The sequence below is a fragment of the Ruegeria sp. CK1 genome (assembly GCF_056536545.1).
The window spans coordinates 185,982-211,046 of sequence record NZ_JBQFPX010000005.1 but is presented as its reverse complement, the minus strand read 5'-3'; the positions used below and the strand labels follow the sequence as shown (position 1 = coordinate 211,046).

The 25,065-nt window shown below is 56.4% G+C and carries 21 protein-coding genes; 11 read left to right on the top strand and 10 right to left on the bottom strand.

Annotation, left to right across the window (positions count from 1 at the left end; all coding sequences use genetic code 11):
- Positions 1 to 73 precede the first annotated feature (73 nt).
- A complete protein-coding gene (locus ACR0L3_RS13755) occupies positions 74 to 559 on the bottom strand; it encodes an acyloxyacyl hydrolase (protein ID WP_480746309.1) in 486 nt (161 codons plus the stop codon).
- A 198-nt stretch (positions 560 to 757) separates the two neighbouring features.
- Between ACR0L3_RS13755 and ychF the strand changes: the two genes are divergently transcribed.
- Positions 758 to 1,855, top strand: a complete 1,098-nt coding sequence (ychF, locus tag ACR0L3_RS13750) for a redox-regulated ATPase YchF (protein ID WP_480746308.1) — start codon at positions 758 to 760, stop codon at positions 1,853 to 1,855.
- Between the two features lie 48 nt (positions 1,856 to 1,903).
- On the opposite strand, the gene ACR0L3_RS13745 is transcribed toward ychF, so the two are convergent.
- Positions 1,904 to 2,416: an ester cyclase gene (locus ACR0L3_RS13745; protein WP_480746307.1), complete on the bottom strand. Its 513-nt coding sequence runs from the start codon at positions 2,414 to 2,416 to the stop codon at positions 1,904 to 1,906.
- A 156-nt stretch (positions 2,417 to 2,572) separates the two neighbouring features.
- On the opposite strand from ACR0L3_RS13745, the gene ACR0L3_RS13740 reads away from it, so the two are divergent.
- The 5 genes from ACR0L3_RS13740 (at position 2,573) to ACR0L3_RS13720 (ending at position 9,448) form a co-directional block, all read left to right on the top strand.
- Complete coding sequence (locus tag ACR0L3_RS13740) at positions 2,573 to 3,454, top strand: LysR family transcriptional regulator (RefSeq protein ID WP_480746306.1); 882 nt, start codon at positions 2,573 to 2,575, stop codon at positions 3,452 to 3,454.
- Between the two features lie 85 nt (positions 3,455 to 3,539).
- Entirely contained in the window at positions 3,540 to 5,243 is a 1,704-nt protein-coding gene (locus ACR0L3_RS13735; RefSeq protein WP_480746305.1) for an NAD(P)H-dependent oxidoreductase subunit E, read from the top strand.
- Between the two features lie 13 nt (positions 5,244 to 5,256).
- A complete protein-coding gene (fdhF, locus tag ACR0L3_RS13730; RefSeq protein ID WP_480746304.1) occupies positions 5,257 to 8,043 on the top strand; it encodes a formate dehydrogenase subunit alpha in 2,787 nt (928 codons plus the stop codon).
- Between the two features lie 114 nt (positions 8,044 to 8,157).
- Positions 8,158 to 8,946, top strand: a complete 789-nt coding sequence (locus tag ACR0L3_RS13725) for a cyclase family protein (RefSeq protein WP_480746303.1) — start codon at positions 8,158 to 8,160, stop codon at positions 8,944 to 8,946.
- Entirely contained in the window at positions 8,939 to 9,448 is a 510-nt protein-coding gene (locus tag ACR0L3_RS13720) for a thioesterase family protein (RefSeq protein ID WP_480746302.1), read from the top strand. The genes ACR0L3_RS13725 and ACR0L3_RS13720 overlap by 8 nt, the downstream gene beginning before the upstream one ends.
- Here the strand turns inward: ACR0L3_RS13720 and ACR0L3_RS13715 are convergent.
- The 3 genes from ACR0L3_RS13715 to ACR0L3_RS13705 form a co-directional block, all read right to left on the bottom strand.
- Positions 9,445 to 13,527 carry a translocation/assembly module TamB domain-containing protein gene (locus tag ACR0L3_RS13715; protein WP_480746301.1) on the bottom strand — a complete coding sequence of 1,361 codons (4,083 nt, stop codon included), beginning with the start codon at positions 13,525 to 13,527 and terminating at the stop codon, positions 9,445 to 9,447. The genes ACR0L3_RS13720 and ACR0L3_RS13715 overlap by 4 nt on opposite strands.
- Positions 13,524 to 15,326, bottom strand: coding sequence for an autotransporter assembly complex protein TamA (locus ACR0L3_RS13710; protein WP_480746300.1), 1,803 nt, complete (start codon positions 15,324 to 15,326; stop codon positions 13,524 to 13,526). Before ACR0L3_RS13710 ends, ACR0L3_RS13715 begins: the two co-directional genes overlap by 4 nt.
- Positions 15,327 to 15,483: 157 nt before the next feature.
- Positions 15,484 to 16,707 carry a urate hydroxylase PuuD gene (locus ACR0L3_RS13705; protein WP_480746299.1) on the bottom strand — a complete coding sequence of 408 codons (1,224 nt, stop codon included), beginning with the start codon at positions 16,705 to 16,707 and terminating at the stop codon, positions 15,484 to 15,486.
- 96 nt (positions 16,708 to 16,803) lie between these two features.
- Here ACR0L3_RS13705 and ACR0L3_RS13700 point away from each other — a divergent pair, with 96 nt between their 5' ends.
- Entirely contained in the window at positions 16,804 to 17,718 is a 915-nt protein-coding gene (locus ACR0L3_RS13700) for a LysR family transcriptional regulator (RefSeq protein ID WP_480746298.1), read from the top strand.
- Positions 17,719 to 17,791: 73 nt separating this feature from the next.
- Here the strand turns inward: ACR0L3_RS13700 and uraH are convergent, their stop codons facing one another.
- On the bottom strand, positions 17,792 to 18,148 hold the full coding sequence (gene uraH / locus ACR0L3_RS13695; RefSeq protein ID WP_480746297.1) for a hydroxyisourate hydrolase: 357 nt from the start codon (positions 18,146 to 18,148) through the stop codon (positions 17,792 to 17,794).
- Positions 18,149 to 18,309: 161 nt separating this feature from the next.
- On the opposite strand from uraH, the gene puuE reads away from it, so the two are divergent.
- Positions 18,310 to 19,728 carry an allantoinase PuuE gene (gene puuE, locus ACR0L3_RS13690; RefSeq protein ID WP_480746296.1) on the top strand — a complete coding sequence of 473 codons (1,419 nt, stop codon included), beginning with the start codon at positions 18,310 to 18,312 and terminating at the stop codon, positions 19,726 to 19,728.
- Positions 19,725 to 20,213 (top strand): ureidoglycolate lyase, encoded by a 489-nt coding sequence (locus tag ACR0L3_RS13685; RefSeq protein WP_480746295.1) that lies wholly within the window; start codon positions 19,725 to 19,727, stop codon positions 20,211 to 20,213. The genes puuE and ACR0L3_RS13685 overlap by 4 nt, the downstream gene beginning before the upstream one ends.
- 96 nt (positions 20,214 to 20,309) lie before the next feature.
- On the opposite strand, the gene ACR0L3_RS13680 is transcribed toward ACR0L3_RS13685, so the two are convergent.
- The 3 genes from ACR0L3_RS13680 to ACR0L3_RS13670 all read right to left on the bottom strand — a co-directional run bounded on the left by ACR0L3_RS13680 (position 20,310) and on the right by ACR0L3_RS13670 (position 22,598).
- A complete protein-coding gene (locus tag ACR0L3_RS13680) occupies positions 20,310 to 21,296 on the bottom strand; it encodes a type I glyceraldehyde-3-phosphate dehydrogenase (protein ID WP_480746294.1) in 987 nt (328 codons plus the stop codon).
- 54 nt (positions 21,297 to 21,350) lie between these two features.
- Complete coding sequence (locus ACR0L3_RS13675) at positions 21,351 to 21,674, bottom strand: hypothetical protein (RefSeq protein ID WP_480746293.1); 324 nt, start codon at positions 21,672 to 21,674, stop codon at positions 21,351 to 21,353.
- A gap of 90 nt (positions 21,675 to 21,764) precedes the next feature.
- Entirely contained in the window at positions 21,765 to 22,598 is an 834-nt protein-coding gene (locus tag ACR0L3_RS13670; protein ID WP_480746292.1) for a bifunctional allantoicase/(S)-ureidoglycine aminohydrolase, read from the bottom strand.
- 175 nt (positions 22,599 to 22,773) lie between these two features.
- On the opposite strand from ACR0L3_RS13670, the gene ACR0L3_RS13665 reads away from it, so the two are divergent.
- Positions 22,774 to 23,130, top strand: coding sequence for a hypothetical protein (locus tag ACR0L3_RS13665; RefSeq protein WP_480746291.1), 357 nt, complete (start codon positions 22,774 to 22,776; stop codon positions 23,128 to 23,130).
- 7 nt (positions 23,131 to 23,137) lie between these two features.
- Here ACR0L3_RS13665 and ACR0L3_RS13660 read toward each other — a convergent pair whose 3' ends face one another.
- Positions 23,138 to 24,073 carry a 2-hydroxyacid dehydrogenase gene (locus ACR0L3_RS13660; RefSeq protein WP_480746290.1) on the bottom strand — a complete coding sequence of 312 codons (936 nt, stop codon included), beginning with the start codon at positions 24,071 to 24,073 and terminating at the stop codon, positions 23,138 to 23,140.
- Between the two features lie 148 nt (positions 24,074 to 24,221).
- On the opposite strand from ACR0L3_RS13660, the gene ACR0L3_RS13655 reads away from it, so the two are divergent.
- Entirely contained in the window at positions 24,222 to 25,028 is an 807-nt protein-coding gene (locus ACR0L3_RS13655) for a thioesterase family protein (protein ID WP_480746289.1), read from the top strand.
- Positions 25,029 to 25,065: the final 37 nt, after the last annotated feature.

Sequence of the window (25,065 nt, the reverse complement as noted above, 5' to 3'; positions counted from 1 at the left end):
GTCCTTGCATTCAGAGTTAAACCTGATGTGCAGAAACTTTGCCCGGAAATCAATCCCGCCGGGTCACATTGCCTCAGAACTCGTAATGGTAACGTAGTAGAGCCGAGTCCACGCCCGGATTGTCGTCTTGGGTGCTAGCGTTGGATACATGCGTTATCGCGACCGAAATTTTTTTGCCGCTGTTCAGTGTATACCCGAGGCCCAATAGACTACGAATCTGGAACTCTCCGCCAAGGTCGTTCAATTCATCCCCCTCAGCAAAATATCCGGGCATGACACTGCCTTCCAAAAACCATCGGTCTGCAAAGGTGTAAAACCCAATAAGCCCAATGCCGATGTGAACGTCGCCTGCGGTGTCCACAGTCAACGCACTTCCCCAAGTGGCAGAAAAGCGCGTGGCTTCGTGAAACGGGCTGTGTTGGTATTCAAGCGAGAAGACGGCTTCGTCGGCGGCGGCGTCACCGGAAAAATCGGCATATCCTGCGCCAAAAATAAGTGACTGTGCCTGGCCCGTCTGGGCCATAAGTATCAACGCGACGGTTGCTGCAAAGTTCTTCATACTAGTTAATCACTATACGTTTGATCACAAGGTACTACGTGTTGACCTTAAAGCGCGGGATTCGTTCCGGGCAAGCTCCTCAAGGATGAACATTTCTGTGATGTTGCAAAATGGACTTGCGGGCCAGAACGCAGTCTGCCTTGCGCATTTCCCCGGACCCGCCTAGAAGACGCCGTCGTATCGCTTTAGGAGGCCATCATGGGCTTTAAAATGGGAATCGTGGGTCTGCCGAATGTGGGTAAGTCGACCCTTTTCAACGCGCTGACCAAGACTGCGGCCGCGCAGGCGGCGAATTTCCCTTTTTGCACCATCGAACCCAATGTGGGTGATGTGGCCGTTCCTGATGACCGGCTGGACAAGTTGGCGGCGATTGCCAGTTCCAAACAGATCATCCCGACGCGGATGACATTTGTTGATATTGCCGGTCTGGTCAAAGGTGCTTCGAAAGGTGAGGGGCTGGGAAACCAGTTTTTGGCCAATATCCGCGAAACCGACGCCATCGCCCATGTGCTGCGTTGTTTTGAAGATGGCGACGTAACCCATGTCGATGGCCGCGTTGATCCGGTTGCTGATGCTGACACGATCGAAACCGAATTGATGCTGGCTGACTTGGAAAGCATCGAAAAACGCCGTGCCAATCTGGTTCGCAAACTTAAAGGCAACGACAAAGAAGCGCAGCAGCAAGACCGCCTGCTGGCCGCAGCGCAGGAGATGCTGGAAAACGGTAAGCCTGCACGTCTGGTCGAAGTCTCGGACGAAGACGCCAAAGCGTGGAAGAACCTTCAATTGCTGACCACCAAGCCTGTACTCTACGTCTGCAACGTGTCCGAGGAAGAAGCTGCCGAAGGCAATGAATACTCGGCCAAGGTTGCCGAGATGGCCGCCGCGCAAGGCAATTCTCACGTCATTATCAGCGCCAAGATCGAAGAAGAGATCAGCTTGCTTGAAGAAGACGAAGCGCAGATGTTCCTGGAAGAGATGGGTCTGGAAGAACCCGGCCTCGACCGTCTGATCCGCGCCGGTTACGACTTGCTCAAACTCGAAACTTATTTCACCGTAGGCCCGAAAGAGGCCCGCGCCTGGACCATCCGCACCGGTACGGCGGCTCCACAAGCCGCTGGTGTGATCCACGGGGATTTCGAAAAAGGTTTCATTCGTGCCGAGACCATCGCCTATGACGACTACATCACCGCCAATGGTGAGCAGGGCGCCAAAGAGGCAGGCAAGATGCGGGCCGAAGGGAAAGGCTACATCGTCAAGGACGGCGATGTGATGCACTTCCTGTTCAACACCTGAGTATAGGGCAAGCGCCCGGTCTGTCAGGAGCCGGGCACACTTGATCGGTTAGTCACCCAATCCGAGCTCTTTCCGCATCGTGAAATAGTCCCAGACGACCCAGCTTTCCGCAATCTTTCCATCAGCGATCCGGTCGATCTGAACTCCTGTCCAGTTGACCGGACGACCAGAGGCGGGCAAGCCAAGATAGGCCCCTTGCTGGGTTCCGTAGAAACGCCAATGGGTGGACACGCGATCACCTTCTGCGATCTGTCCAAATATCTCGACCTTCAAATCGGGAAAGGCCTTGTGGTTTTCTGCAACAATACTGGCCCAAGTCGCCAGATCGACGCTTCCAGTGCCGCCTGTTGCCAAAGGAGCTTGATGGTTTTGATAGTTTTCAGCGAAAATTGACTCGTCAATCGTAGATTCTGCTGCCCACATCTCAACCGCCTGTCGGGACAGGTCTTTTGCTGTGGAACTGTCGTTTTGTTGTGCCATCGTGCCTCCTCCTCCGGCAAGTGCCAGAAAAACCGTGAATGCCCAAATGCGTGCGACCAAGCCGATGTACTTTCTGGCCATTGACCTCCTCCGTCCATCATGTCGACTTGGGTCACAATAACGTGCTCCTTTAGATTGAGGAAACTTCGATTTGCAGCATGTTGAATCGCGAAGATAGCTTCCACGGGATTGTAAACGCGCTAATCTGCGCCTCTGACTCATAGAAGAAACACTGGCATGATCGAAATACGCGACCTGCAATTGCTCAGCGCGCTGGCGCGGCACCGGCACTTTGCTAAAGCGGCCGAGGAATGTGGGATATCTCAGCCCGCCTTTTCGATGCGCATCCGCAATCTTGAGGACCGGTTGGGTGTCTCAATCGTCCGCCGTGCCAACCGGTTTCAGGGCCTGACCGAAGAGGGTGAGATGATCGTTCAGCGGGCGCGCCGTATCCTTGATGATGCAAAGGCGCTTGAACAGCAGGTGTTGGCTGCAAAAGGCGAAATCACCGGTACCCTAATTCTGGGCGTGATCCCCACCGCGATTGCCTTCACCGGGCGCTTGATTAAACGGTTACGCGACGCTCATCCCCGCATCATCACCCGGATCGAAACAATGTCAGCCACTTCGATTCAACATCGGTTGGACGAGGGCAGTTTGGATGCCGGCATCACTTATGGCGACAGTATCGGTACGGATCTGCGACAGGTGCAACCTCTTTACGAGGAAACCTATGTTCTACTGATCCCGTCTCATATGACGGACGACACGGGCTCGATTCCATGGGCGCGCGTGGCGGGATTTCCGCTCAGTCTGCTTGAGCCGCAGATGCAGAACCGGCGTATTCTAGACCGGATTTTTGCCGAACAAGGCTTGCACCCTGATGTCGTTGCGGAAACCAGCGGGTTCACCGCCTCGATGGTTATGGCGCGCGAAGGGCTGGCAGCCACTGTTGTCCCTCGGGTTCTCGTCCGGGCGCTGGGCGATCTGAAGGGAACAAAGGTGCTGCCTCTGGTCGATCCCGTTGTCAGCAAACCGATTTGTCTGGCGACTCTGTCCCGCGACCCGGAACTGCCAACGGTTGAGGCTTTGCGTGCTGTGGTGACGTCTTTACGGTGATAAGCTGTCGTTATCGTGCGATTGCAACAAGAGATTTGACGATATGATACTCTGATGAGACACGGAGCCTTAATCGGAGGGCATCATGGCACCATTAGACACCAAGCCATCAGGCGCACCCAAGGGCGTCTGGAAGTCAGGTAAAGGCAAGGGGCGGCACACGCCCAAAGGCCGTCAATTCACGGACGAAGCGCAGGCTGAAATTGCACGCTTGCTGGGCGATCGCCCGCGCCGCCGTGATTTGCTGATCGAGTTTCTGCATTTGATTCAGGATGAACACGGCCATATCAGCGCTGATCACATCGCCGCCCTGGCCGTTGAAATGCGGGTTGGTCAGGCCGAAATCTATGAGACCGCGACCTTCTATGCCCATTTCGATGTGGTGAAAGAGGACGAAACTCCTCCGCCCGCGCTGACAATCCGCGTCTGCGATTCTCTGTCCTGCGAAATGGCCGGTGCACAGCAGTTGCAAAAGGCGTTGGAAGATGGTTTGGACCCATCCGAGGTCCGTGTTGTGCGAGCGCCATGCATGGGCCGTTGCGACACCGCTCCGGTGCTTGAGATCGGTCACAACCACATCGACCATGCGACGCCAGAAAAGGTGCAGGCTGCCATTGCTGCCGACGACACTCACGCGCACCTGCCTGAATACGAAACATTCGCGACTTATGAGGCCAATGGAGGTTACTCCAAGCTGAAAGAGCTGCGCGAGAGCGGCGATTGGGAGAAGGTACAGGAAGACGTTCTGTCCTCGGGCCTGCGTGGTCTGGGTGGCGCTGGTTTCCCGTCGGGTAAGAAATGGGGCTTTGTTCGAATGAACGAAGGTCCGCGCTATCTGGCCGTGAACGGGGATGAGGGCGAGCCTGGAACTTTCAAAGACCGCTACTATCTGGAGCGCACGCCGCATATCTTCCTAGAAGGGATGCTGATCGCTGCTTGGGCTGTCGAGGCCGAAACTTGCTTTATCTACATGCGCGATGAATACTCGGCTGTGCTTGAGATTCTGCGCCGTGAAATTGCCGCGCTGGAACAGGCGGGGATCGTCGAAGAAGGCTACATCGATCTGCGCCGGGGCGCCGGTGCGTATATCTGCGGCGAAGAATCCGCGATGATTGAGTCGATTGAGGGCAAAAAGGGTCTGCCGCGTCACCGTCCTCCGTTCGTGGCGCAGGTTGGGGTCTTTAATCGCCCGACCTTGGTGCACAATGTCGAGACGCTGTATTGGGTCACGAAAGTTTGCCGTGAGGGGCCGGAATGCCTCAACAGCACCGAAAAGAATGGACGTAAAGGTCTGCGCAGCTATTCGGTTTCGGGCCGGGTGGCTAAGCCGGGCGTCTACCTGCTGCCTGCGGGTTCGACCATTCTGGACGTGATCGAAGCGGCCGGTGGCATGGCCGAGGGTCAGACCTTCAAGGCGTATCAGCCGGGAGGCCCGTCCTCGGGTCTGTTGCCCGCGTCAATGGATGACATCCCGTTGGATTTCGACACGCTGCAACCGCATGGCACCTTTATAGGCTCGGCTGCCGTCGTGGTTCTGTCCGATCAGGACACCGCCCGCGATGCAGCGCTGAACATGCTGCGATTCTTCGAAGATGAAAGCTGCGGTCAGTGTACGCCCTGCCGGGCGGGTTGCGAAAAGGCGGTCAAGCTGATGCAAGCCGACAAGTGGGATCAGGACCTGCTGGAAGACCTTTGTCAGGTCATGGGCGATGCCTCGATCTGCGGTCTGGGGCAGGCGGCCCCGAACCCGATCCGCCTTGTCATGAAACATTTCGCTGACGAAATCTGAGGGAGACAGAGCCATGCTTGATGCAAGCCCAACCAAGACCGTCACCTTCAACCTGAACGGCGATGACGTCACCGTGCCCGAGGGCACCACGATCTGGGAAGCGGCCAATGGCCGTGGACTGGTAATCCCGCACCTGTGCCACAAACCGGCGCCGGGCTACAAACCAGACGGCAACTGCCGCGCCTGTATGGTTGAGGTGGAGGGCGAGCGCACCTTGGTCGCCTCGTGCATCCGTCCTGCGGCGGAAGGCATGGTCGTGAATACCGATACGGAACGCGCAGAAAAATCGCGCGCGATGGTGATGGAACTGCTGGTCGCAGACCAGCCCGAGCAGCCGCATGACGTATCCAGCCATTTCTGGGACATGGCCAAGCTGAACGATGTCAGCGACAGCCGCTTCCCGGCGAAAGAGCCGGAGAAAATCCCGCTGCTGGATGACAGCCACGTCGCGATGCGCGTCAATCTGGACGCCTGCATCAATTGTAACCTGTGCGTTCGTGCCTGCCGTGATGTGCAGGTGAATGATGTGATTGGCATGGCTGGTCGTGGACACACCGCGCAGGTGGTGTTTGACCAGAACGACCCGATGGGGGACTCGACCTGTGTGGCCTGCGGCGAATGCGTTCAGGCCTGCCCCACGGGTGCCTTGATGCCAGCCACCGTGCTGGACGATCAGCAGCAGGGGGACAGCAAGGACTATGATTCCGAGACCGAAAGCGTCTGCCCGTTCTGCGGTGTCGGCTGTAAAGTCTCGCTGAAGGTCAAGGATGGCAAGGTTAAATATGTGGAAGGCATCAATGGCCCTGCAAACGAAGGACGTTTGTGCGTCAAAGGCCGTTTTGGCTTTGATTACATCCACCACCCGCACCGCCTGACCAAGCCTCTGATCCGGCGGGAAGATGCGCCTGAAAAAGGTCTGAACGTCGATCCGTCAAACCTCTCGACCCACTTCCGTGAAGCCTCATGGGAAGAAGCGATGGATTTGGCCGCAACCAAACTGATGGCTCTGCGAGAAGATGATCCGCGCAACGTTGCGGGTTTTGGTTCAGCCAAATGCACCAACGAAGAGGCATATCTGTTCCAGAAGTTCATCCGTCAGGGTTTCCGCCACAACAACGTCGACCACTGCACACGTCTGTGCCATGCGTCATCTGTGGCGGCGCTGATCGAGAATGTGGGGTCGGGCGCTGTGACCGCGACGTTCAATGAGATCGAGAACGCGGATGTGGCGATCATCATCGGGGCCAACCCGATTGAAAACCACCCCGTGGCTGCGACCTATTTCAAGCAGTTCACCAAACGCGGTGGCAAGTTGATCGTAATGGACCCGCGCGGCGTTGGCATGCGCAAGTTCGCGACCGAGATGCTTCAATTCCGCCCCGGTGCAGATGTCTCGATGCTGAACGCGATCATGAATGTGATCGTCGAGGAAGAGCTGTACGACAGCCAGTACATCCACCGCTGGACCGAGAACTGGGAGGCCGAGAAAGAGCATCTGAGCCAGTTCACGCCCGAGGCGATGGCACCGATCTGCGGCATTGAACCGGATCAGTTGCGCCGTGTGGCCCGCACTTTTGCGCAGGCCAAGGCCGGTCTGATCTTCTGGGGCATGGGCGTCAGCCAGCACATCCATGGCACGGATAACTCGCGCTGCCTGATCTCGCTGGCTCTGATGACCGGTAACGTCGGCAAACCCGGCGCAGGTCTGCACCCGCTGCGTGGTCAGAACAACGTTCAGGGAGCCTCGGATGCGGGTCTGATCCCGATGTTCCTGCCGGACTATCAGTCGGTGATGGATGACGATATCCGCGCCAAGTTCAACAATGTCTGGAACGACGAGCGCGACTTCTCGAATGAGAAGGGTCTGACGGTGACCGAGATCATCGATCAGGCTTATGCGGGCAATATCAAGGGCATGTATATTCAGGGTGAAAACCCGGCCATGTCCGACCCCGATGTCGGTCATGCACGCGAAGCACTTGCCAAGCTCGAGCTGATGATCGTGCAGGACATCTTCCTGACCGAGACGGCGAACTATGCTGACATCATCCTGCCTGCCTCGGCGCTGTATGAAAAGAACGGGACCGTGTCGAACACCAACCGTCAGGTACAGCGCGTCCGTCCGGCCGTGACCCCTCCGGGTGAGGCGCGTGAGGATTGGAAGATCACCGTCGAATTGGCACAGCGGATCGGTTTGAATTGGGATTACACCGACGTTTCGCAGGTCTTTGCCGAGATGAAGTTGACGATGAACTCGCTCAACAACATCACGTGGGAGCGTCTGGAGACCGAGACCATCACCTATCCGTCGTTGTCCGAAACTGATCCGGGGCAAGCGATTGTATTCGGCGATGGATTCCCACGCCCGGATGGTCGCGCCCGGTTCACCCCGGCCAGCGTCATCCCGCCAGATGAGGCGCCGGATGATGAATACCCGATGATCGCAACAACCGGTCGTCAGCTAGAGCATTGGCACACTGGGTCCATGACCCGTCGGGCTAAGGTTCTTGACGCTGTCGAGCCCGAGGCGAACTGTTCAATGAACCCGCGCAAGCTGAAGCTGATGGGTATTGAGCCAGGTGATATGATCCGTCTGACCACGCGTCGTGGTTCGATTGAGATCATGGTCCGTGCCGACCGAGCGATTGCTGAGGACATGGTGTTTATCCCGTTCGCCTATGTCGAGGCGGCTGCGAACATCCTGACCAACTCAGCCATCGACCCGTATGGCAAGATCCCGGAATTCAAGTTTTCGGCGATCCGTGTCGAGAAGGTCGAAGACGCCATCGCGGCGGAATAACATAAGTACTCAAGAATTTTGGAAGAGGCGGCCAGATAGGGTCGCCTTTTTCGCGTCTTGACAGCTGCTTATGCGCGGCCAACCCTGACACCGTCATTTATGATGGAGTTACCGATGCCTCGCCGTTTTGTGGATCTATCCGTTCCTTTGGAAACGGGCATCGTGTCGGACCCGCCGATCATGTTGCCTGAAATCGAGTACATGACCCATGATCAGACCGCTGAGCAGGTCATGTCTTTCTTTCCAGGATTACAGAAAGATGACTTGCCTGGCGGAGAGGGTTGGGCAATCGAAAGGCTGAAGATCGCCACACACAACGGCACCCACTTGGACGCGCCCTATCACCATCATTCTACCATGAACAAAGGTCAGCGCGCGATTACCATCGACGAAGTTCCGCTGGAATGGTGCATGAACCCAGGCGTCAAACTGGATTTCCGTCATTTCGACGATGGCTATGTGGTGTCCGCTGCGGATGTTGATGCCGAGCTGAAGCGGATCGGGCATGACTTGCAACCACTGGATATTGTAGTCGTGAACACATCGGCCGGGACACAATACGGGCAACCCGATTACCTGATGAAGGGATGTGGCATGGGTCGCGAGGCAACGCTGTATCTGACCGAACGCGGTGTCCGGGTAACAGGGACTGATGCTTGGAGTTGGGATGCGCCTTTTGCGCTGACGGCTCAGGAATATGAGGAAACGCGCGACCCTTCGATCATCTGGGAAGGGCACCGGGCCTCGATGGATGTTGGTTACTGTCACATGGAAAAGCTGACCAATCTGGAAGACCTCCCGCCCACAGGATTCGAAATCTCGTGCTTTCCATTCAAGATCAAAGGTGCCTCGGCGGGCTTTGTTCGTGCCGTCGCGATATTCGAGGATGACACCGATGACTAACCCACTTAGCGGTCACGATGGGCCCTATGACGCGCCGGTCGAAATTCGGGGTTTTTCGGTTCTGCCTGAATGGATCGACTATAACGGCCACATGAATGTGGGTTATTATGGCGTAGCGTTCGACATGGCGCTGGAAAAGCTGATGGTCGATCACTTGGGCTTGGGTGAGATGCAGGTAGCCGCATTGGGGCAGGGCCCATACATCCTGCAGTCCAATATGAGTTTTCTGCAGGAAGTGCGGCAAGACGAACCGATCTGGTTTCGCTTTCGCATGTTGGACGCGGATCAAAAGCGCGGTCATTACTTTGCCCAGATGCTATCAGAAGACGGCGACATCTGCGCCACACAAGAGGCGCTGTTCATGAATGTAAGCCACAAGACCGGTCGATCAGCTCCTTACCCGGACTGGGCTGTCGAACGTTTGTCCCGAATGGTGCGGGACCATGCAAATCTTGAGCCTGTACAGCATGTTGGGCAACCGATTGGCATCCGGCGATCTTAGTAATCCCGTTGGAAAAAGATGCCCACACCGGTTTCACCGCGACCATCAACCGTGCCACGCACCGTGAAACTGTCTGTTACGTCCAGATTTAGGTTCACCTCAGTATCGCCTTCGGTGTTGACGCTGAAATCGGTATAAAGATTGTCGCTGAGGTAAGCGCCAGCACCCAAAACTCCACCACCGCCTTCAGCCGATCCAACGTCGACCGTATCCAAGCCGGTTGCTTCGCGGACACCTTTTGTCGCGTCTCCACCGGTACCACTGAGTTCGGCAAGCGAAGCCGCCATTTGCGCAATCATGAATGGCGAAATTTCCGTGAAGCGGTTGCCAAACAAGAGCATGGCCAACGCCTCTTCTGCGGGACGCTCGGGGTCAGAATAGACGTCTACAGCTGGCGCATCCAACGGACCAGAGATTTCGATCGTGGCAGTGCCATCAGAGGTGCTGGTTGATGATGCGAACTCGATATAGGGTTTCAGGTCGCCTTGCAGCGAAACGATCCCCTTGGTCAGGGTCAACCTGCGGCCCAGAATGTCGATGTTGCCCCGGATCAGTTCGATCTGGCCGGAGGGAATGACAGAAGTTGTAGTTCCGCGGATAAAGAGGCTGCCACCAAGCTCGGCGTTAACACCTCGGCCACGTACGAACACCGCCTTCGGAGCCAGCAGGCTGATATCCAATGCAATACGTGAGTCGCTTTTTGCCGCGCCTTCCTCTACGACCAACCGAGCACGTTGGCGAGTTTGGAAGCCAGCTGCGCTTTCGTTGACATGCTCAATTTCCGGGATAGGGGCGGCGCCAACGGCACCGGTCGCTGCGGCGAGGTTGATGTTGGTCTCTTCGAAGACAATCTGACCGCTTATCGAGCTGTTCCCGGTCAGAGCACCCGTCATAGCGACTTCGCCATTCAGTGTGGTTTCATACAGTAGCTGATCCGTGATCACGAGCTGATTGAGCCGCGTAACGATATTCGCATTGAACGGCGGTGCCAGATCGACAGGACCAGAGACGGTAAAGCTGCCACCGGCCCGCATACCGCCATTCAACGAGATGGTGGCACGGCTTTGGGCCAATTCCACCGATCCGCTGATACCAGTGATTGTTTGGCCGATATCTGGAATCGCCAGCGACGTCCCTGAGGTGGTGATGCTGCCGCTCAGAGAACTAAGCGCGGGCTTGCCCTTGAGCCTAAGATTGTGCCGGGCCGACCCTTCGATCTTGTTGGGTGAGATAAAGATGTTGGCGACACCAAGATTGATACCACCCTGTGCCTGTATGTCAGCTTCGGCTGTGGTTTCATCAAAGGTTCCCGCGATCGTGCTGCTGATCTCGGCCGGGCCATTTGCCGAACCATCGATAGTCCAGATGCCATTGTTGCGTTTGGCATTGCCTTTGGCCGCGATGGTGCCTGGGAACTCGGGCGCAAAACGTTCGATCTTGTTCAGTTTTGCGTCAAAGTCCAAATCTGCCGAGCCGTCTGTGGCGACTTCCCCGGTAAGGGTTGCGTAAGAGCTGTCAGGCCCGCTGAGCTTGATGTTTCCATCGAGCCCAGAACCGGTTGGGGCGACATTCCCATCCAGGGTGAGCGGCCCAGACATCGACGTGATGACGCGAGACAAGTCATCAAGCTGAGCAGTGAAATTCAATCCTCCCGATTCTCGGTCCAATTGCCCCGACGCGGTTGCCGACAAAGCAGTGCCTTGTAAGCTGAAGGTGCGAACATCGATTAGCTCGTCCTCCTTCACAGCATCGACGTTTAAGGTCGTGCGGCCTTGGATAAGTTTGTCGACCATTTCGATGCCGATCTGAATGTCATCGGCGTCCATGTTACCCTGAATGTCGAAGACTTTGTCGGCGAGGTTTCCGTTGCCTTGCACACTGGCGTTAACCGATCCGCTGAGGTCGCGTTGGGCGAGGCCAGAGAACAACGACAGATCTGGGGCGTTCACGCGGGCGTTGCCATCCACCGCCAGGTCACCAGTGGGGTCGTCCACTGTCGCGGCGACTTGCGCGGTAAGAGCTGTGCCGTTGACTGTTGCGTCACGAATCTCGATCCGGTCGGCGGTGCGCGCGCCATCCCATTTGATTATCGTCTCACCGGTCAGCAAGGGATCAATGTCCGACATTCCAGTTTGGATATTCTGCCCGATGACGCTGGCAGTTCCGTCGAACTCCAACGTTTGAACTGTACCTTTTCCGTTAACTTCGGCCTGCACGGCGCCACCTAGATCGCGCTTGGCCAACCCTGAAAAGACTGCCAGATCGGGTGCGTTCACGCTGGCTTGCCCGTCAATGGTCAGATTCCCATCAGACGTCGTGACGTCGCCGCTGGCTTGCGCCTGCGCAGCCTCACTGTTCAGGTTGAATTCGCGAATGTTGATACCATCGCTGCCTCGACTGCCGTCCATTGTGATCGTGGTCTCACCCTTGATAACGGGATCGATATCGTCGCGACCTGTGATCAGATTTTGACCTTCGACGATTAGCTTGCCGTCAAAACTGCCTTCTAGCGGTGAGCCTTTCCCGTCGACGCGCGCCGAGGCTGACCCTCCTAGGTCAAGCTGGGCCACTTCCGAGAAGCGGGACAGATCCGACGCCTCGAGCGTGGCCGATCCGTCGACCGTTAACCCACTGGTAAGACCGTCGATCAATGCGTCCAGCGCGAGAGTATAGTCGGTCCCCACCAGCTCGAAACCAGTCAGGTTCAAGGACTGGTCGCTGCCATAGTCGAATTGTCCGTCCAGGGTGATACGGTCACCAATAGCTGAGTTAAGTCCTTGATCGTTCAGATCAAGGCCGTCGACGATGGTCTGCAAGTCCCCTTGTACGGTGAATGTGCTGCCCTGTTCTAATGTGCCTTGCGCAGTGATGCGGGCGGTGTCCAAACGTGCTTGAGGAGATTGAAACGCGTTTGCGGTCAGGCTTAGATCCCATAAATTGCCGTTCTTCTGATCGAACAGCACTGAAATCTGCGCCGCCTCAATAGAGGTGTCTCCGCCAGCCACAGGCAATACAACCGTTTGTCCATCAGGCGGAGTAATGCGCCCTTGCAATGCCGCAAGTTGCAAGCTGCTGCCTTCGGCCAGTTGCAATTCGCCCTTGAGGTTCAGGGCCTGCGTCGTCAGCTCCAGTTCGGGGATGTCCAGCGCCCCGTCGGGCTTTGTCTGTCCATCGACGAACAGGCGTGTATTCGGGCCAAAGAATGGGTCCAGATCCTCGGCCATAAACGGGGTCAGATCACCACCTAGATTGGCGGTGAATGCAATGCCATCCGCCGCACCGGTTTCGGCAGCGCGCAGTTGCACCTGTCCGGAAACGCGCCGCTGGTTGTCACTGCTCAGCGCAATATCTGCCGTGAAATTTGTCAGAGGCCCAGCACCGGTGACGGAAAGGCCGATCGGTGGGCTGTCAGGGATTTTTAGCGCGGTCGAAATTAACCCGCCTGCAGCCTCAGTCACTTGCAAGTCCAAATTGATCTCACGAGAGTTATTCTGGAAACCAGCGGTCAATTTGATCTCGTCGCCAGCGCGATCCAGCCGGGTAACATCTAGATTGGTGTCCAGCGTCCCATCGGCCAAGGATAGATTTCCTGTTACTGACAGGTCAGCGGCGACCCCAATAAGGGGCTCGCCTAGGGTTAGTTCATCTATCTTAATCTCTCCGATCTCGATTGAGACGGGTAATTCGGGCAATTGAAACGGCTCGGTTTCAGCAGACGGCGGCGGGGCATCCTTGGTCGTGGTTCCGGGCGCACGGGCGATGTCGATTTCTTGTGCGGTCAACGCATTGACGGAAAACCGTCCTCGGATCAGTGCCAGGCGGTTCCAGTCCAGCACCGCGTCCTTGATGGTCAACCAGACACCTTCGTCATCTGCGACAGTGATCTGTTCTATCGTGGCACGTGCGCTTAACGCTCCTTGAAGACCTGTAACAGTTACGTTCTGATCATCCCCAGACAGCGTGTCCTGCAAGAACCGCTCGATCATACTGCCGCCGCTGTCCTCTTCTTGCGAGGCAGCCGGTGGGGCGCTTAGAAACAGCGCCGTGGCAATTATCGGATATGTGTACTGCCGTATCAAAACGCCTGTCCGATCCCGATATAGAATTGCAGACCATCGCCTGTGTCACCCTGAACGGGTAAAGCGAGGTCAAAGCGCAATGGGCCGAAGCCACCCAAATCATACCGCACGCCAAGACCTGCGCCAGAGTGGTATTCCGCATCGCTGCCGATAAAGGACGCCGTATCCACCGTGCCGAAGTCATAAAACCCGACAAGAGAAATCGTGTCTGTGATTTTTCCGCGTATCTCACCGGATAGTCCTACAAAGGATTTTCCCCCAGCGACGCCGCCGTTGACAGGAATGCCAAGGCTTTCGAATGGTTGCCCGCGAACAGTGCCTGCGCCACCCGAGAAGAACAAGAAATCGGGCGTTACGTCACTTGCCGAAGGTCCGATCACAGATCCCAATTGTGCTCGGCCTGCCAATACAATCCGTCCACCCGTGTTCAGGCTTGTGTAAGTACGGCCATCAAAAAACAGCCTTATGCCGTTATCCGTGCCTGAAAACCCAACAAAGGGCATGGCCTGCGCATCCAGATAAAATCCGCGGGTCGCACTGACTTTGCTGTCGCGTTCATCCCATTCAGATCGAGTTGGTATGATGAAGTATCGGAACTTGCGCCCTGTGCCATAGGCATCATCTGCGTCGGACCACTGGAAACCAACCGAAGCTTCGGCATAAAGCCGGTCGGAAAAGGTGCGTCGTGCACCATAAGCCAGCGACGCAACGGTCACATTGTAATTCTCTGTATTGCGCCGTTCCAGCAAAGCGCTCCAAAAGGTGTTGTCATCCGGCCCCAGCCTGTCGGGTTGGTCCAAACGCAACCCGATCCGACCGTCCAGATCTTCGGTACCGCCAATATTGCGCAGTGCGGCCTCAAACCTTAACCGTTCAGCGCGACGGAATACGTTGCGATGAGTCCAAGTCGCGGTCAGGTCCAATCCAGCGTTCGATGAAATTTCGCCGCCGAGCGTAATTTGACGCTTGGGCATATCTTCGAATGTGGCATCAAAGTCCAACGTACCGTCGGGGTTCGCGTTTTCACGCTCTTCGATTGAGACGACACTGAAGGTACCTGTGCGACGCAGCCGGGTGCCAACTTTTTGGATTTCAGCAGGCGAGTACACTTCGCCCGATGGGAAACCGGCGATCTTTTCGATTGAGCGATGGCGCACGTCGGTGTCGCCTTTGATGTACATTTTGCCAAAAGTAAGCCGCCGTCCCGGTGCAAGATCAATCTGAGCGTCCAAAAGGTTTTGGGCGTGTCGGGCGATGACCCGCTGATCTTCGACTGCGGCTTTCGCATGGCCAGCATCGCGCCAACCTTGCACTCCGGCAGACGAGGCCTGCTGTATTGCGCCTGTTGTGGCAAGTTTTCCCGGTGCGAATTCTTCTGGCAGGACAGTGTCGGGCGCGACAGGGGCAACAACGGCTTCACCAAATGTGAAGGTCGGCCCGGTGTCGACCGTGATAACCGCGCGGTTGATCCTGTTGGGCACAGTTAGCGAACTCATATCCGCCGCTTCCTGCCCGTCGAGTTTGATACTGACAACCGGGCTGAAATAGCCCTCATCATACAATATCTGAACGATGGTGCGGTAATCCGACAAGGCGGCGGACAAGATTTCAAGCGGCGTGTCCAAACCACGGTTTTCGGCAGTTGTAACCGACGCGGTTTCTTCAATCCGTTCAACCAGCTCTTTTGGAGCACCCGGCGCGTTTAGCGTTGTCTCTAACGCTGCCAGAGATGACGGAGCGGCAAACAAAACGCCGAGAAGACAATATTTCACGAAGGCCCGTGGCCTGCTTCCCTGCATCGAATGGCTCCAACTGCCCCAAGTCGAAATCAACGTCGCCGTCTTATGCAACACAACGGCTGACACATTCATGTTAGAGCATCAGTTTACACGCAGGGAAAGAAATTATCGAAAGTGGTTCCAAAATAGCGGTTTGTGTGCCCGTCCAGCCCCTATTTCAGGACCCGGCATTGCGGAACCAGCGAATAATAGCTTCGCGGTCTTCGGGTTCCATGTACGTGACATTTGCTGGTGGCATCGCGTGGGTGACGCCGGATTGCAGATAAATTTGTTTGGCGTTGCGGGCAATATCGCCTTCGGTTTCCAACAATACCCCCTTAGGGGCCCACAGGATGCCTTCCCACACGGGTTCACGCGCGTGGCACATGGAACAGCGTCCCAACACGACGTCGTGGGCTTCTTCAAAACCCTCTGCCGCTGCGAATTTCTGCTCGTAGAGCGTTAGCGGTTCAGCCTCGGCTTCTTCCAACGGTTTGTACATCGGCGCTGTAGATAGCCACATGATCGCGATGAACAGCACGGCTGTTACAGCCCAGGTCCAGGTTGGATCACCAGCACGGGCGTGACGGGTGTTAAAGTAGTGTCGTATCGTGACACCCATCAAAAACACCAGCGCCGCGATGATCCAATTGTATTCCGTTGCAAAAGCGAGCGGGTAGTGGTTGGACAACATCAAGAAAACGACCGGCAACGTCAGATAGTTGTTGTGGGTCGAGCGCAGCTTGGCGATTTTGCCGTATTTCGGATCGGGCGTGCGGCCGTTCTTCAGGTCATCAACTACGATCCGTTGGTTCGGCATGATGATAAAGAACACGTTGGCGGTCATGATCGTGGCCGTGAACGCGCCCAGATGCAGCATCATCGCGCGTCCGGTAAAGATTTGATTATAGCCCCAGCCCATCGCCACCAGCAGAACGAACAGCAGAACCATAAGCAGGGTCGGGCGCTCTCCTAGCCCAGATTTGCAAAGGAAATCGTAAATCAACCAGCCTATGGTTAGCGAGGCTGCAGAAATCAGAATACCCTGCCACAAGGCCAGATCGGCTTTGTCGGCGTCGATCAGGTAAAGTTCCCCGCCGACCCAGTAGACGATCATCAACAGTGCCGCGCCGCTAAGCCAGGTGGCGTAGCTTTCCCATTTGAACCACGTCAGATGGTCGGGCATCCGCTCGGGTGCGACTAAGTATTTTTGGATGTGGTAAAAACCGCCGCCATGTACTTGCCATTCCTCGCCATCCGCCGGACCGGGGATATTGCGGTTCAGGCCAAGGTCAAGCGCGATGAAATAGAAAGACGATCCGATCCAGGCGATAGCAGTGATCACGTGCAGCCATCGCACGGCGAAAGCCATCCAATCCCAGAACACGGCAAATTCGAACATGAGGGGTTTCTCCGGTAAGTTACCGCCACACTAGGCAAATGGGCTTTTCTTCGGTATTCCCGTATATTGTCAAACTGTATCAAAAAAAACGATAAGATGTCCTATCTCGACAATATTCGCACCTTCGTCCGCGTCTACGACCTGGGCAGCATGTCTGCTGCTGGCCGAGATTTGCGGATTTCACCTGCGGTCACTTCGGCGCGGATTTCTCAGCTTGAGGACCATCTGGGAGTGCGCCTGTTTCAACGGACAACACGCAATCTTAGTCCAACCGAGCAGGGCCGGGCGTTTTATCCCGGTGCGGTGGCTGTTCTGGACGCGGTGGACGAGGCCGAGGCGCAGGTCGTCCATCTGACCGAAGCGCCGCGCGGCTCGCTTTTTGTGGCGGCTCCACTGGGTGTTGGGCGTCGACTATTGGCACCGCATGTGCCTGATTTTTTGAAAGAATACCCTGAGATCGATGTGCGCTTGCGCTTAACAGATCGATCAGTGGATTTGACGACTGAAGGTCTGGACTTGGCGTTTTTCATCGGACAGCCCGAGGACAGTACGTTGCGAATTCGCAAGATTGCGGACTGTCAGAGGGTACTCTGCGCGGCTCCAGAATATGTGCAGCGGTGCGGCATGCCGCAGACCGGTGCCGATTTGATCTCGGGCAAGCATGAATGTCTGAACCTGCGATTTCCGGGCGCGGCAGAGTTCCAATGGCAATTGGAAACGCCCGAAGGTCCCAAACGATTTCCAGTGTCCGGCCGGTTTGAATGCGATGACGGAGATGTTCTGACTGACTGGGCTTTGTCGGGGCAGGGCATTGCAATGAAGCCAGTGTTCGAGGTGGCCGATCACCTGAAGGCTGGACGGCTGGTACCGGTCGCGGTCGACACACCTCCGGTCACCGTGCAGATGGCCTGCCTTTACACGCACCGTCGGCATCAGGACCCAAAAGCACGCTTGTTCATGGACTTCATGATCGCACGGATCAGCAAAGTCGTGCGCAATTCTGAAACTTGAGACTAGACCGATCTTTCACCCCTGCCTGCGTCCTGCAGGGGCAGTCTACGAGTGAAAGCCTGTCTAGATTGGTTCAGCTGCCTCGGTAAGTCGAATAGCCGAAAGGCGACAGCAAAAGCGGTACGTGATAGTGCGCGTCTGCATCGGACATACCGAAACGGATCGGTACTTGATCCAAAAACAATGGCTCTTCTGCAGTCTGACCGGTCTTGCGCAAATAATCTCCGGCAAAGAAGACCAATTCGTAATTGCCTGTTTTAAAATCCGCTTGCGGCAGAATTGGGCTGTTGGTGCGACCGTCGGAATTGGTTTCAGTCTCTGCTAGTTTTCGGCGACTCTCGCCGGTGATTTCGTAAAGCGCGATCTTTAGCCCTTCGGCCGGGCAACCGCGTGCCGTGTCCAGAACATGGGTCGTCAGATAACCAGCCACGAGGACCTCCTTTGATAAGTCTTTTGCTTTGTCACAGTCTGACGCAAAGTTCAAAATAGTGGAAATGCCGAAAGAACCGGAAAGAGCGTTTTGTTTAGTTTGATAATCAAATACGTGTTTCTGGGCTAAGGCTGACGAAACGCCCAAGAACGGAAGATACCATGCAGCCGCCTCGATACCCTCGTGACATGATCGGTTACGGAGCTACTCCGCCAAACGCCAACTGGCCCGGCGGAGCAAAACTGGCCGTTCAGATTGTGCTGAACTACGAAGAGGGTGGTGAGAACAATATCCTGCACGGTGATGCCGCGTCCGAGGCCTTCCTGTCCGAGGTTGTCGGCGTGGCGCCATGGCCCGGACAGCGTCATTGGAACATGGAATCGATCTATGAATACGGGTCGCGCGCCGGGTTCTGGCGTTTGCATCGGTTGATGCAAGACATTCCGATCACCGTATATGGCGTGGCGACCGCTTTGGCCCGGTCACCGAATCAGGTTTCGGCGATGAAGGCGGCAGGCTGGGAAATCGCCAGCCACGGTCTGAAATGGATCGAACATAAAGACATGCCCGAGGCGCAGGAGCGCGCCGAGATTGCCGAGGCCATCAGACTGCACACCGAGGTTGTGGGTGAACGGCCGCGCGGCTGGTATACAGGGCGCTGTTCGGAAAACACTGTTCGCTTGGTGGGGGAAGAGGGCGGGTTTTCTTATGTGGCGGACACTTACGCTGACGATTTGCCCTATTGGATGCAAACCGGGGGGCGGGATCAGTTGATCATTCCGTACACTTTGGACTGCAACGATATGCGTTTTGCGACTCCTCAAGGGTTCAATTCGGGCGATCAGTTCTACACCTATCTCAAAGACAGTTTCGACGCGCTTTATGCTGAAGGAGAGGCCGGGACGCCCAAAATGCTGTCGGTCGGCCTGCATTGCCGTCTGATAGGGCGACCTGGACGGGTGATGGCCCTGAAGCGGTTCTTGGATTATGCGCGCGGTTTTTCGGATGTTTGGTTCGCAACCAGGTTGCAAATCGCTGAGCATTGGGCGGAGCAGATTCCGCCAGTGCGGCACCCGAAACCTTCGCAGATGGAACGTGATGTTTTCGTCAATGCCTATGGAGGCATATTTGAGCATTCGGCCTGGATTGCAGAGCGTGCCTACGGGTTGGAATTGGGCCCCGCGCATGACACCGCGGGCGGGCTGCATAATGCGTTAAGCCGTGTGTTCCGCTCTGCTTCGCAAGAAGAACGTTTGAGTGTCTTAACCGCACATCCAGATTTGGCTGGCAAGTTGGCGCAGGCCAAGCGGTTGACTCAGGAAAGTACGTCCGAGCAAGCCTCGGCCGGATTGGACGCGCTTACAGATAAAGAGCGTGCGTTGTTTACCGATTTGAACCAACGCTACACAGAGAAATTTGGGTTCCCGTTTATCATTGCGGTGCGCGATCACGACAAGGCATCGATTCTGCAGGCGTTCCAACGACGTATTGATCAGGATCGCGATACAGAATTCGCAGAGGCCTGCCGTCAAGTTGAACGAATAGCTGAGTTTCGTCTGCAGGACCTGTCACCGTCATGAACCGCCGGATAGTTGCCGTTCCGTTAACACACGAAATCTTTGCGCCCTTTGGAGACGTGGTCGAAGTTGCGGGTGACCCCGATAAAATCATCAACCAAGGGCACTGCGGCCGTTATCATGATCGCGCCTTGCTGGACTTTTCGGACGGTCGCGCCGGGATCAGCCTGTTCGATGCAGAACCAAGGAGCTTGCCCTATAAATTGGACATGGTCGAACGGCACCCAACGGGAAGTCAGGCGTTCATTCCAATGACGCAGCACCCCTTTTTGGTCGTCGTAGCGCCTGATGTTGGTGGACAGCCCGGCGAACCTTTTGCGTTTATCACTGCGCCGGGGCAGGGGGTGAATTATCATCGGGGCACGTGGCATGGGGTTTTGACACCATTGCACGCTCCGGGGTTGTTCGCTGTTGTTGATCGAATTGGAGAAGGGGCCAATTTGGAAGAGGTCTGGTTCGACGAACCTTATGAGGTGGTGGCCGCTTGAAGGCGCTCCCGCCGATCCTCTAGCGCATCATAGATGCTTGAGACCCGTTGGGCGTGGCAGCGCGCGGGCAGGCCCGCACACTGCATTATCATGCTCTCAGGACTGGGTCATCAGGCGCGCAACATCGAGCATACGCGCCGAAAAGCCCCACTCGTTGTCATACCAGCCAAAGACGCGGATTTGTTTGTCACCTACCACACGCGTCTCGGGGCCAGCGATCACCAGGGATTCGGGTCGCGTCCGCAGGTCCGACGACACAAGTGGGTGATCGGTCCAGCCCAGAACCGAGGATTCCGCTACGGCTTTGCGCATTTCAGCCTCAAAATCCGCCGCTGACATGCCTTGTTCAAGAGTCGCGACCAAATCCACCGCAGACACGCTGGCGGTAGGGACGCGAACTGCCGCGCCCGAGATGCGGCCGGCGAGGTGGGGTATGACTTCGTCAATCAAATGCGTGGCGCTGGTTGTCGTCGGAACCATGGACAATGCCCCGGCCCGCGAACGGGCCAGATCGCCACGTGGCGCGTCGATCATAGGTTGGCTGTTGGTATAGCAATGGATCGTCGTCATGTGAGCCGAGGCGATGCCTGCTATCCGATCCAAAACCTTGACCAGAGGCGCCAGTCCGTTTGTGGTGCAGGACGCGTTCGACACGATACGCGCGTCGCCTAATTGATCCTCGTTCGCGCCCAAAACGATGGTAACCTCGGTAGCGGGCGAGGGACCGGAGATCAACACTTTGCCTGCCCCCGCGACCACCCCCTGACATGCCACGTCCGAGGTTCGCGCAACGCCGGTGCAATCCATCAGAACATCAACGCCGGTCAAGTCGACACGGGACAAGTCATGGCTATGGGTCACGGGGATTGCGTGGTCGTCGACGACAAGTGTTCCATTGTCGATTTCAACCGCGCCAGAGTACGGTCCAAAGGTACTGTCGTATTTGAAAAGATAGGCACAGGTTTCAAGCGGTGCGATATCGTTGATCAGCACCAGCTCCATATCCTTGCCCCACGGCAACGCCAGCAGTTGCCGCAGGATCGTGCGGCCAATGCGGCCGAATCCGTTGATCGCGAGTTTCATGCGCAAGCTATGGCAGCGCGTTGCGCCGACCTCAATGCCCGTTTCGCGTCAAGCTTAGTTGCAGCTGACCTGCGAATAGAACTGACCCGAGATGTTTTGATACATGCTGGCCACGATGGGCTTGCACCCGGTTGCCGCCTGAATAGCTGCTATGGCCTGAATGGTGCGCAGGCGCGGGGGCGGGCCAAACGGGTTCAGGTTGTTGTTGTCCCGCGTGGCGCGGTAAACAACCGGAGCATCCGAGACCAGCGTAACGGCCCAAGTGCGGCTCATGACGAAGACCGATTTGGTTTCCTCTTTGGCGGCAACAGGGGTTGCCTCCAGGGCTGTCAGGCCAACTACAGCTGCAAATGCCAGCAGGGATCCGCGCAGTACCATTGAACAATCTCCAGTGCTAAAAAACCGCTGTTATTTCACCAGATTCATGCGCTTCTGTGAACCCCTGCGTCAGAAATGGTCAATTCATCGTCACCGATTAGGTAGTGACAGCGGCATGTGCCGGTTCACATCTTTGTAAAGCAGATAGCGGAATCGCCCCGGACCACCTGCGTAGCATGCCTGAGGACAGAAGGCGCGCAGCCACATGTAATCGCCGGCTTCAACCTCGACCCAATCCTGATTGAGCCGATAAACAGCCTTTCCTTCAAGCACATACAGCCCGTGTTCCATCACATGAGTTTCGGCGAAAGGAATAACGCCGCCGGGTTCAAAATTGACGATGTTCACGTGCATGTCGTGGCGCAAATCCTGAGGATCGGTGAAGCGGGTTGTGGACCAGCGCCCCTGTGTTCCAGGCATCTCAACGGGGTGAACGTCTCGTTCATTGGTGATAATTGGATCGGGCGTGGGCAGACCGGGAACCGCCTGATAGGCTTTGCGGACCCAATGAAACCGTGCAGTTTCGTCGGCTCGATTTTGCAGGCTCCAATCGGATTCGGGCGGGATATAGGCGTACCCGCCGGTGCCCAACTCATGCAGGGAACCATTAAGCGTCAATGTTATGGAACCTTCGACCACGAACAGCACGCCCTGCGCCAGTGGGTCGGTTTCGGGTTGGTCACTGCCACCACCAGATTGAACTTCCATGATGTATTGCGAGAAAGTCTCAGCAAATCCACTCAGGGGGCGAGAAAGCACCCAGAGCCGAGTCTTTTCCCAGAACGGAAGTGCGCTTGTCACGATATCGCGCATGGTCCCTTTGGGAATCACCGCATAGGCTTCGGTGAACATGGCGCGGTCGGTCAATAGCTGGTCTTGACCGGGGTGACCGCCTGTAGGCGCGTAATATTTGGGATGTGCCATCGAGTGCCTCTGATTTCTGGTTTCGGCACTATGCGGTGATTGCGCCATTGGTCCTAGCGGCCGAGTCACGATAGGTTTGTTCGGGATAATTTGAAGGTCGCCCAACAGGGCTTGGCCCTTACTCAATGCCGGTATATTCTTGAATGCAAACCTATTTCAGAAAGGCGGGACAATCATGAAAGCCTGGATTTTTTCTACAGTTGCGGCAGCCGCAATACTGATATCGGTCCCAAGTGTGCAGGCCCAAACGATATCCCGAATCATTGCGGATATGGGGCTGAGCCCTGCGGACTTCGAGGTATTGAATGCAACATCGGCCGCGATGCTGGCGGGCGGTACACCGCGGGTTGGTGAAGAAAGCACGTGGGTTAACGATGACTCCGGATCCAAAGGCACAATCCGGGTGCGGGATGTCCGCGATAACTGCGTTCATTTGCAGCACTTCATTCAACCCGAAGGCACAGAACAGAGCAGGGAAATCAGGACCCGACGCTGCCGCGATGCAAACGGCAACTGGATTTTGACGCCTTGAGCCGCGCCTAGTATCCGCGCGTGCGATCGACTTCGTGCAGCAGCGGTTCGCCCGAACTCAGACGCTGGAAGTTTTCACCCACATCGGCCAGTGCTTCGCCCAGATGCCATCCCGAAACATGCGGAGTAATGGTCACCTTTGGATGTGCCCAGAGCGGGCTGTCGGATGGCAGCGGCTCGGTTGTGGTAACGTCCAGAACCGCATGGCCAGGCGTGTCATTGTCGAGCGCGGCGATCAGAGCGGTCTCGTCAATCAGGTCGCCGCGACCGGCGTTCAACAACTGGCTGCCGGGTTTCATAGCGGCCAGCATATCTGAGTTGAACAGCCCGATGGTTTGAGGGGTCGAAGGCAAAATGGAGCAGACGTGGTCACACTGGTCCAGCAGTTCGGGCAATGCCGCATCGCCGTGCAGACAGGTAACGCCTTCGATTTGCTTGGGTGAGCGGCTCCAGCCCATGACCTGAAAACCCACCGCCCGCAGCATCTTGGCGCTGCGCGCGCCTATATGGCCCAAGCCCAGCACTCCAACCACAGTATCGGGCGAGTATATTGGTGCCTTCGGCACCCATTCCGCGCGGCTTTGTGCGGCCTCGTGAAAAGTCATGTGGCGCTGGTGGCGCAGAATATAGGCGACGAACCATTCTGCGATACCCTGTGCAGGGGCGTCCGGCTTTAGCCGTGCGATGCGCACATGGTCAGGCAGGTTGGGGTTGCTGACAATGGTTTCTACACCGGCGCCCAGCTTTTGAACCAGTTTCAGATTGGGCAAACGTTCGGGATGATTGTCTTGCAATCCAACCACCGCAACCATCGTGATGTCGTCGGGATTGCCAAGATTTTCTGGCGTACGCACATCCGTTCCGGGGAACAGGCGCTCTACCTCATGCGCAATGTCGCTATCGCTAATCCAATCGGACAGCCCGGTCTCAATCAACAACGCCATCTTGTGCTCCCCCATTTGTCCTTGGTTTTGAATGTCAGAACGTCCCGTTATCCGGCTGGACATCTTAACTGCAGCTAAGTCATTCTACGCTCGAAGGTAAAGCCCGATCGCAGGGACGAGTGGGCGAATAAAGCGATTGAGGCAGTCAATGAACGGGACACAGGACCTGAGCCAGCAGGCGTATTTTCATCTGCGCAAAGACGGAGCATTTGTCGGCAACGATCCTGCGCGCGGCCCGTGGTCTGCGGATCACTGTCATGCGGGGCCGGTCAGTGGCCTGATCGTGCGCGCGGCAGAGACGGAGGTTGGGCCCGAGAAAATGCTGACCCGTTTAACGGTCGATCTGATCCGACCGCTGCCTCTTGCTGGGTTGCGTGTGGCGGCGGAAACGACCCGCCATACAAAGACACTGGCGACGACGCGCGTGACTGTACACGATCTGGACGACACCCTTTGTGCCAGGGCGTCGACCATGCATCTGCTGCGCCGCGATTTGGGGGCGGTTCCGAATGTGACGCTGCCATCGCCACGTTTGGATGATACTGTGACCGGCCCCTTTCCAATCGGTGAGATGCGCCACGACCTACCAGGATTCGCCCACCATTCTCAGGTGCTCTATCCGATGGGCGGCAATCAAGAGGCCGGACCAAAAACTGTTTGGATGCGCACGCCTAAGTTGCTGGAAGGAGAGGAGCAGTCGCCCATTCAATCACTGTGCCCGCTGGCCGATTGTGGCAACGGTATTTCGTGGAACGCGCCGACGACCGAGATGGGGTTCATGAACACCGATCTGACCGTTCAGATCCATCGAGAGCCCGTCTCGGACTGGTTGGCATCGGATTCGATATGCCATTGGCAATCTTCTGGGATCGGGATGTCTCAGTCTGTGCTTTTTGACACCGAAGGACCAGTTGGGACGGCATTGCAGACGTTGGTTTTGTTTCCACCGACGTGAGCCTACGGCTGGAATCTGCGTGCGCGACGCGAAACGC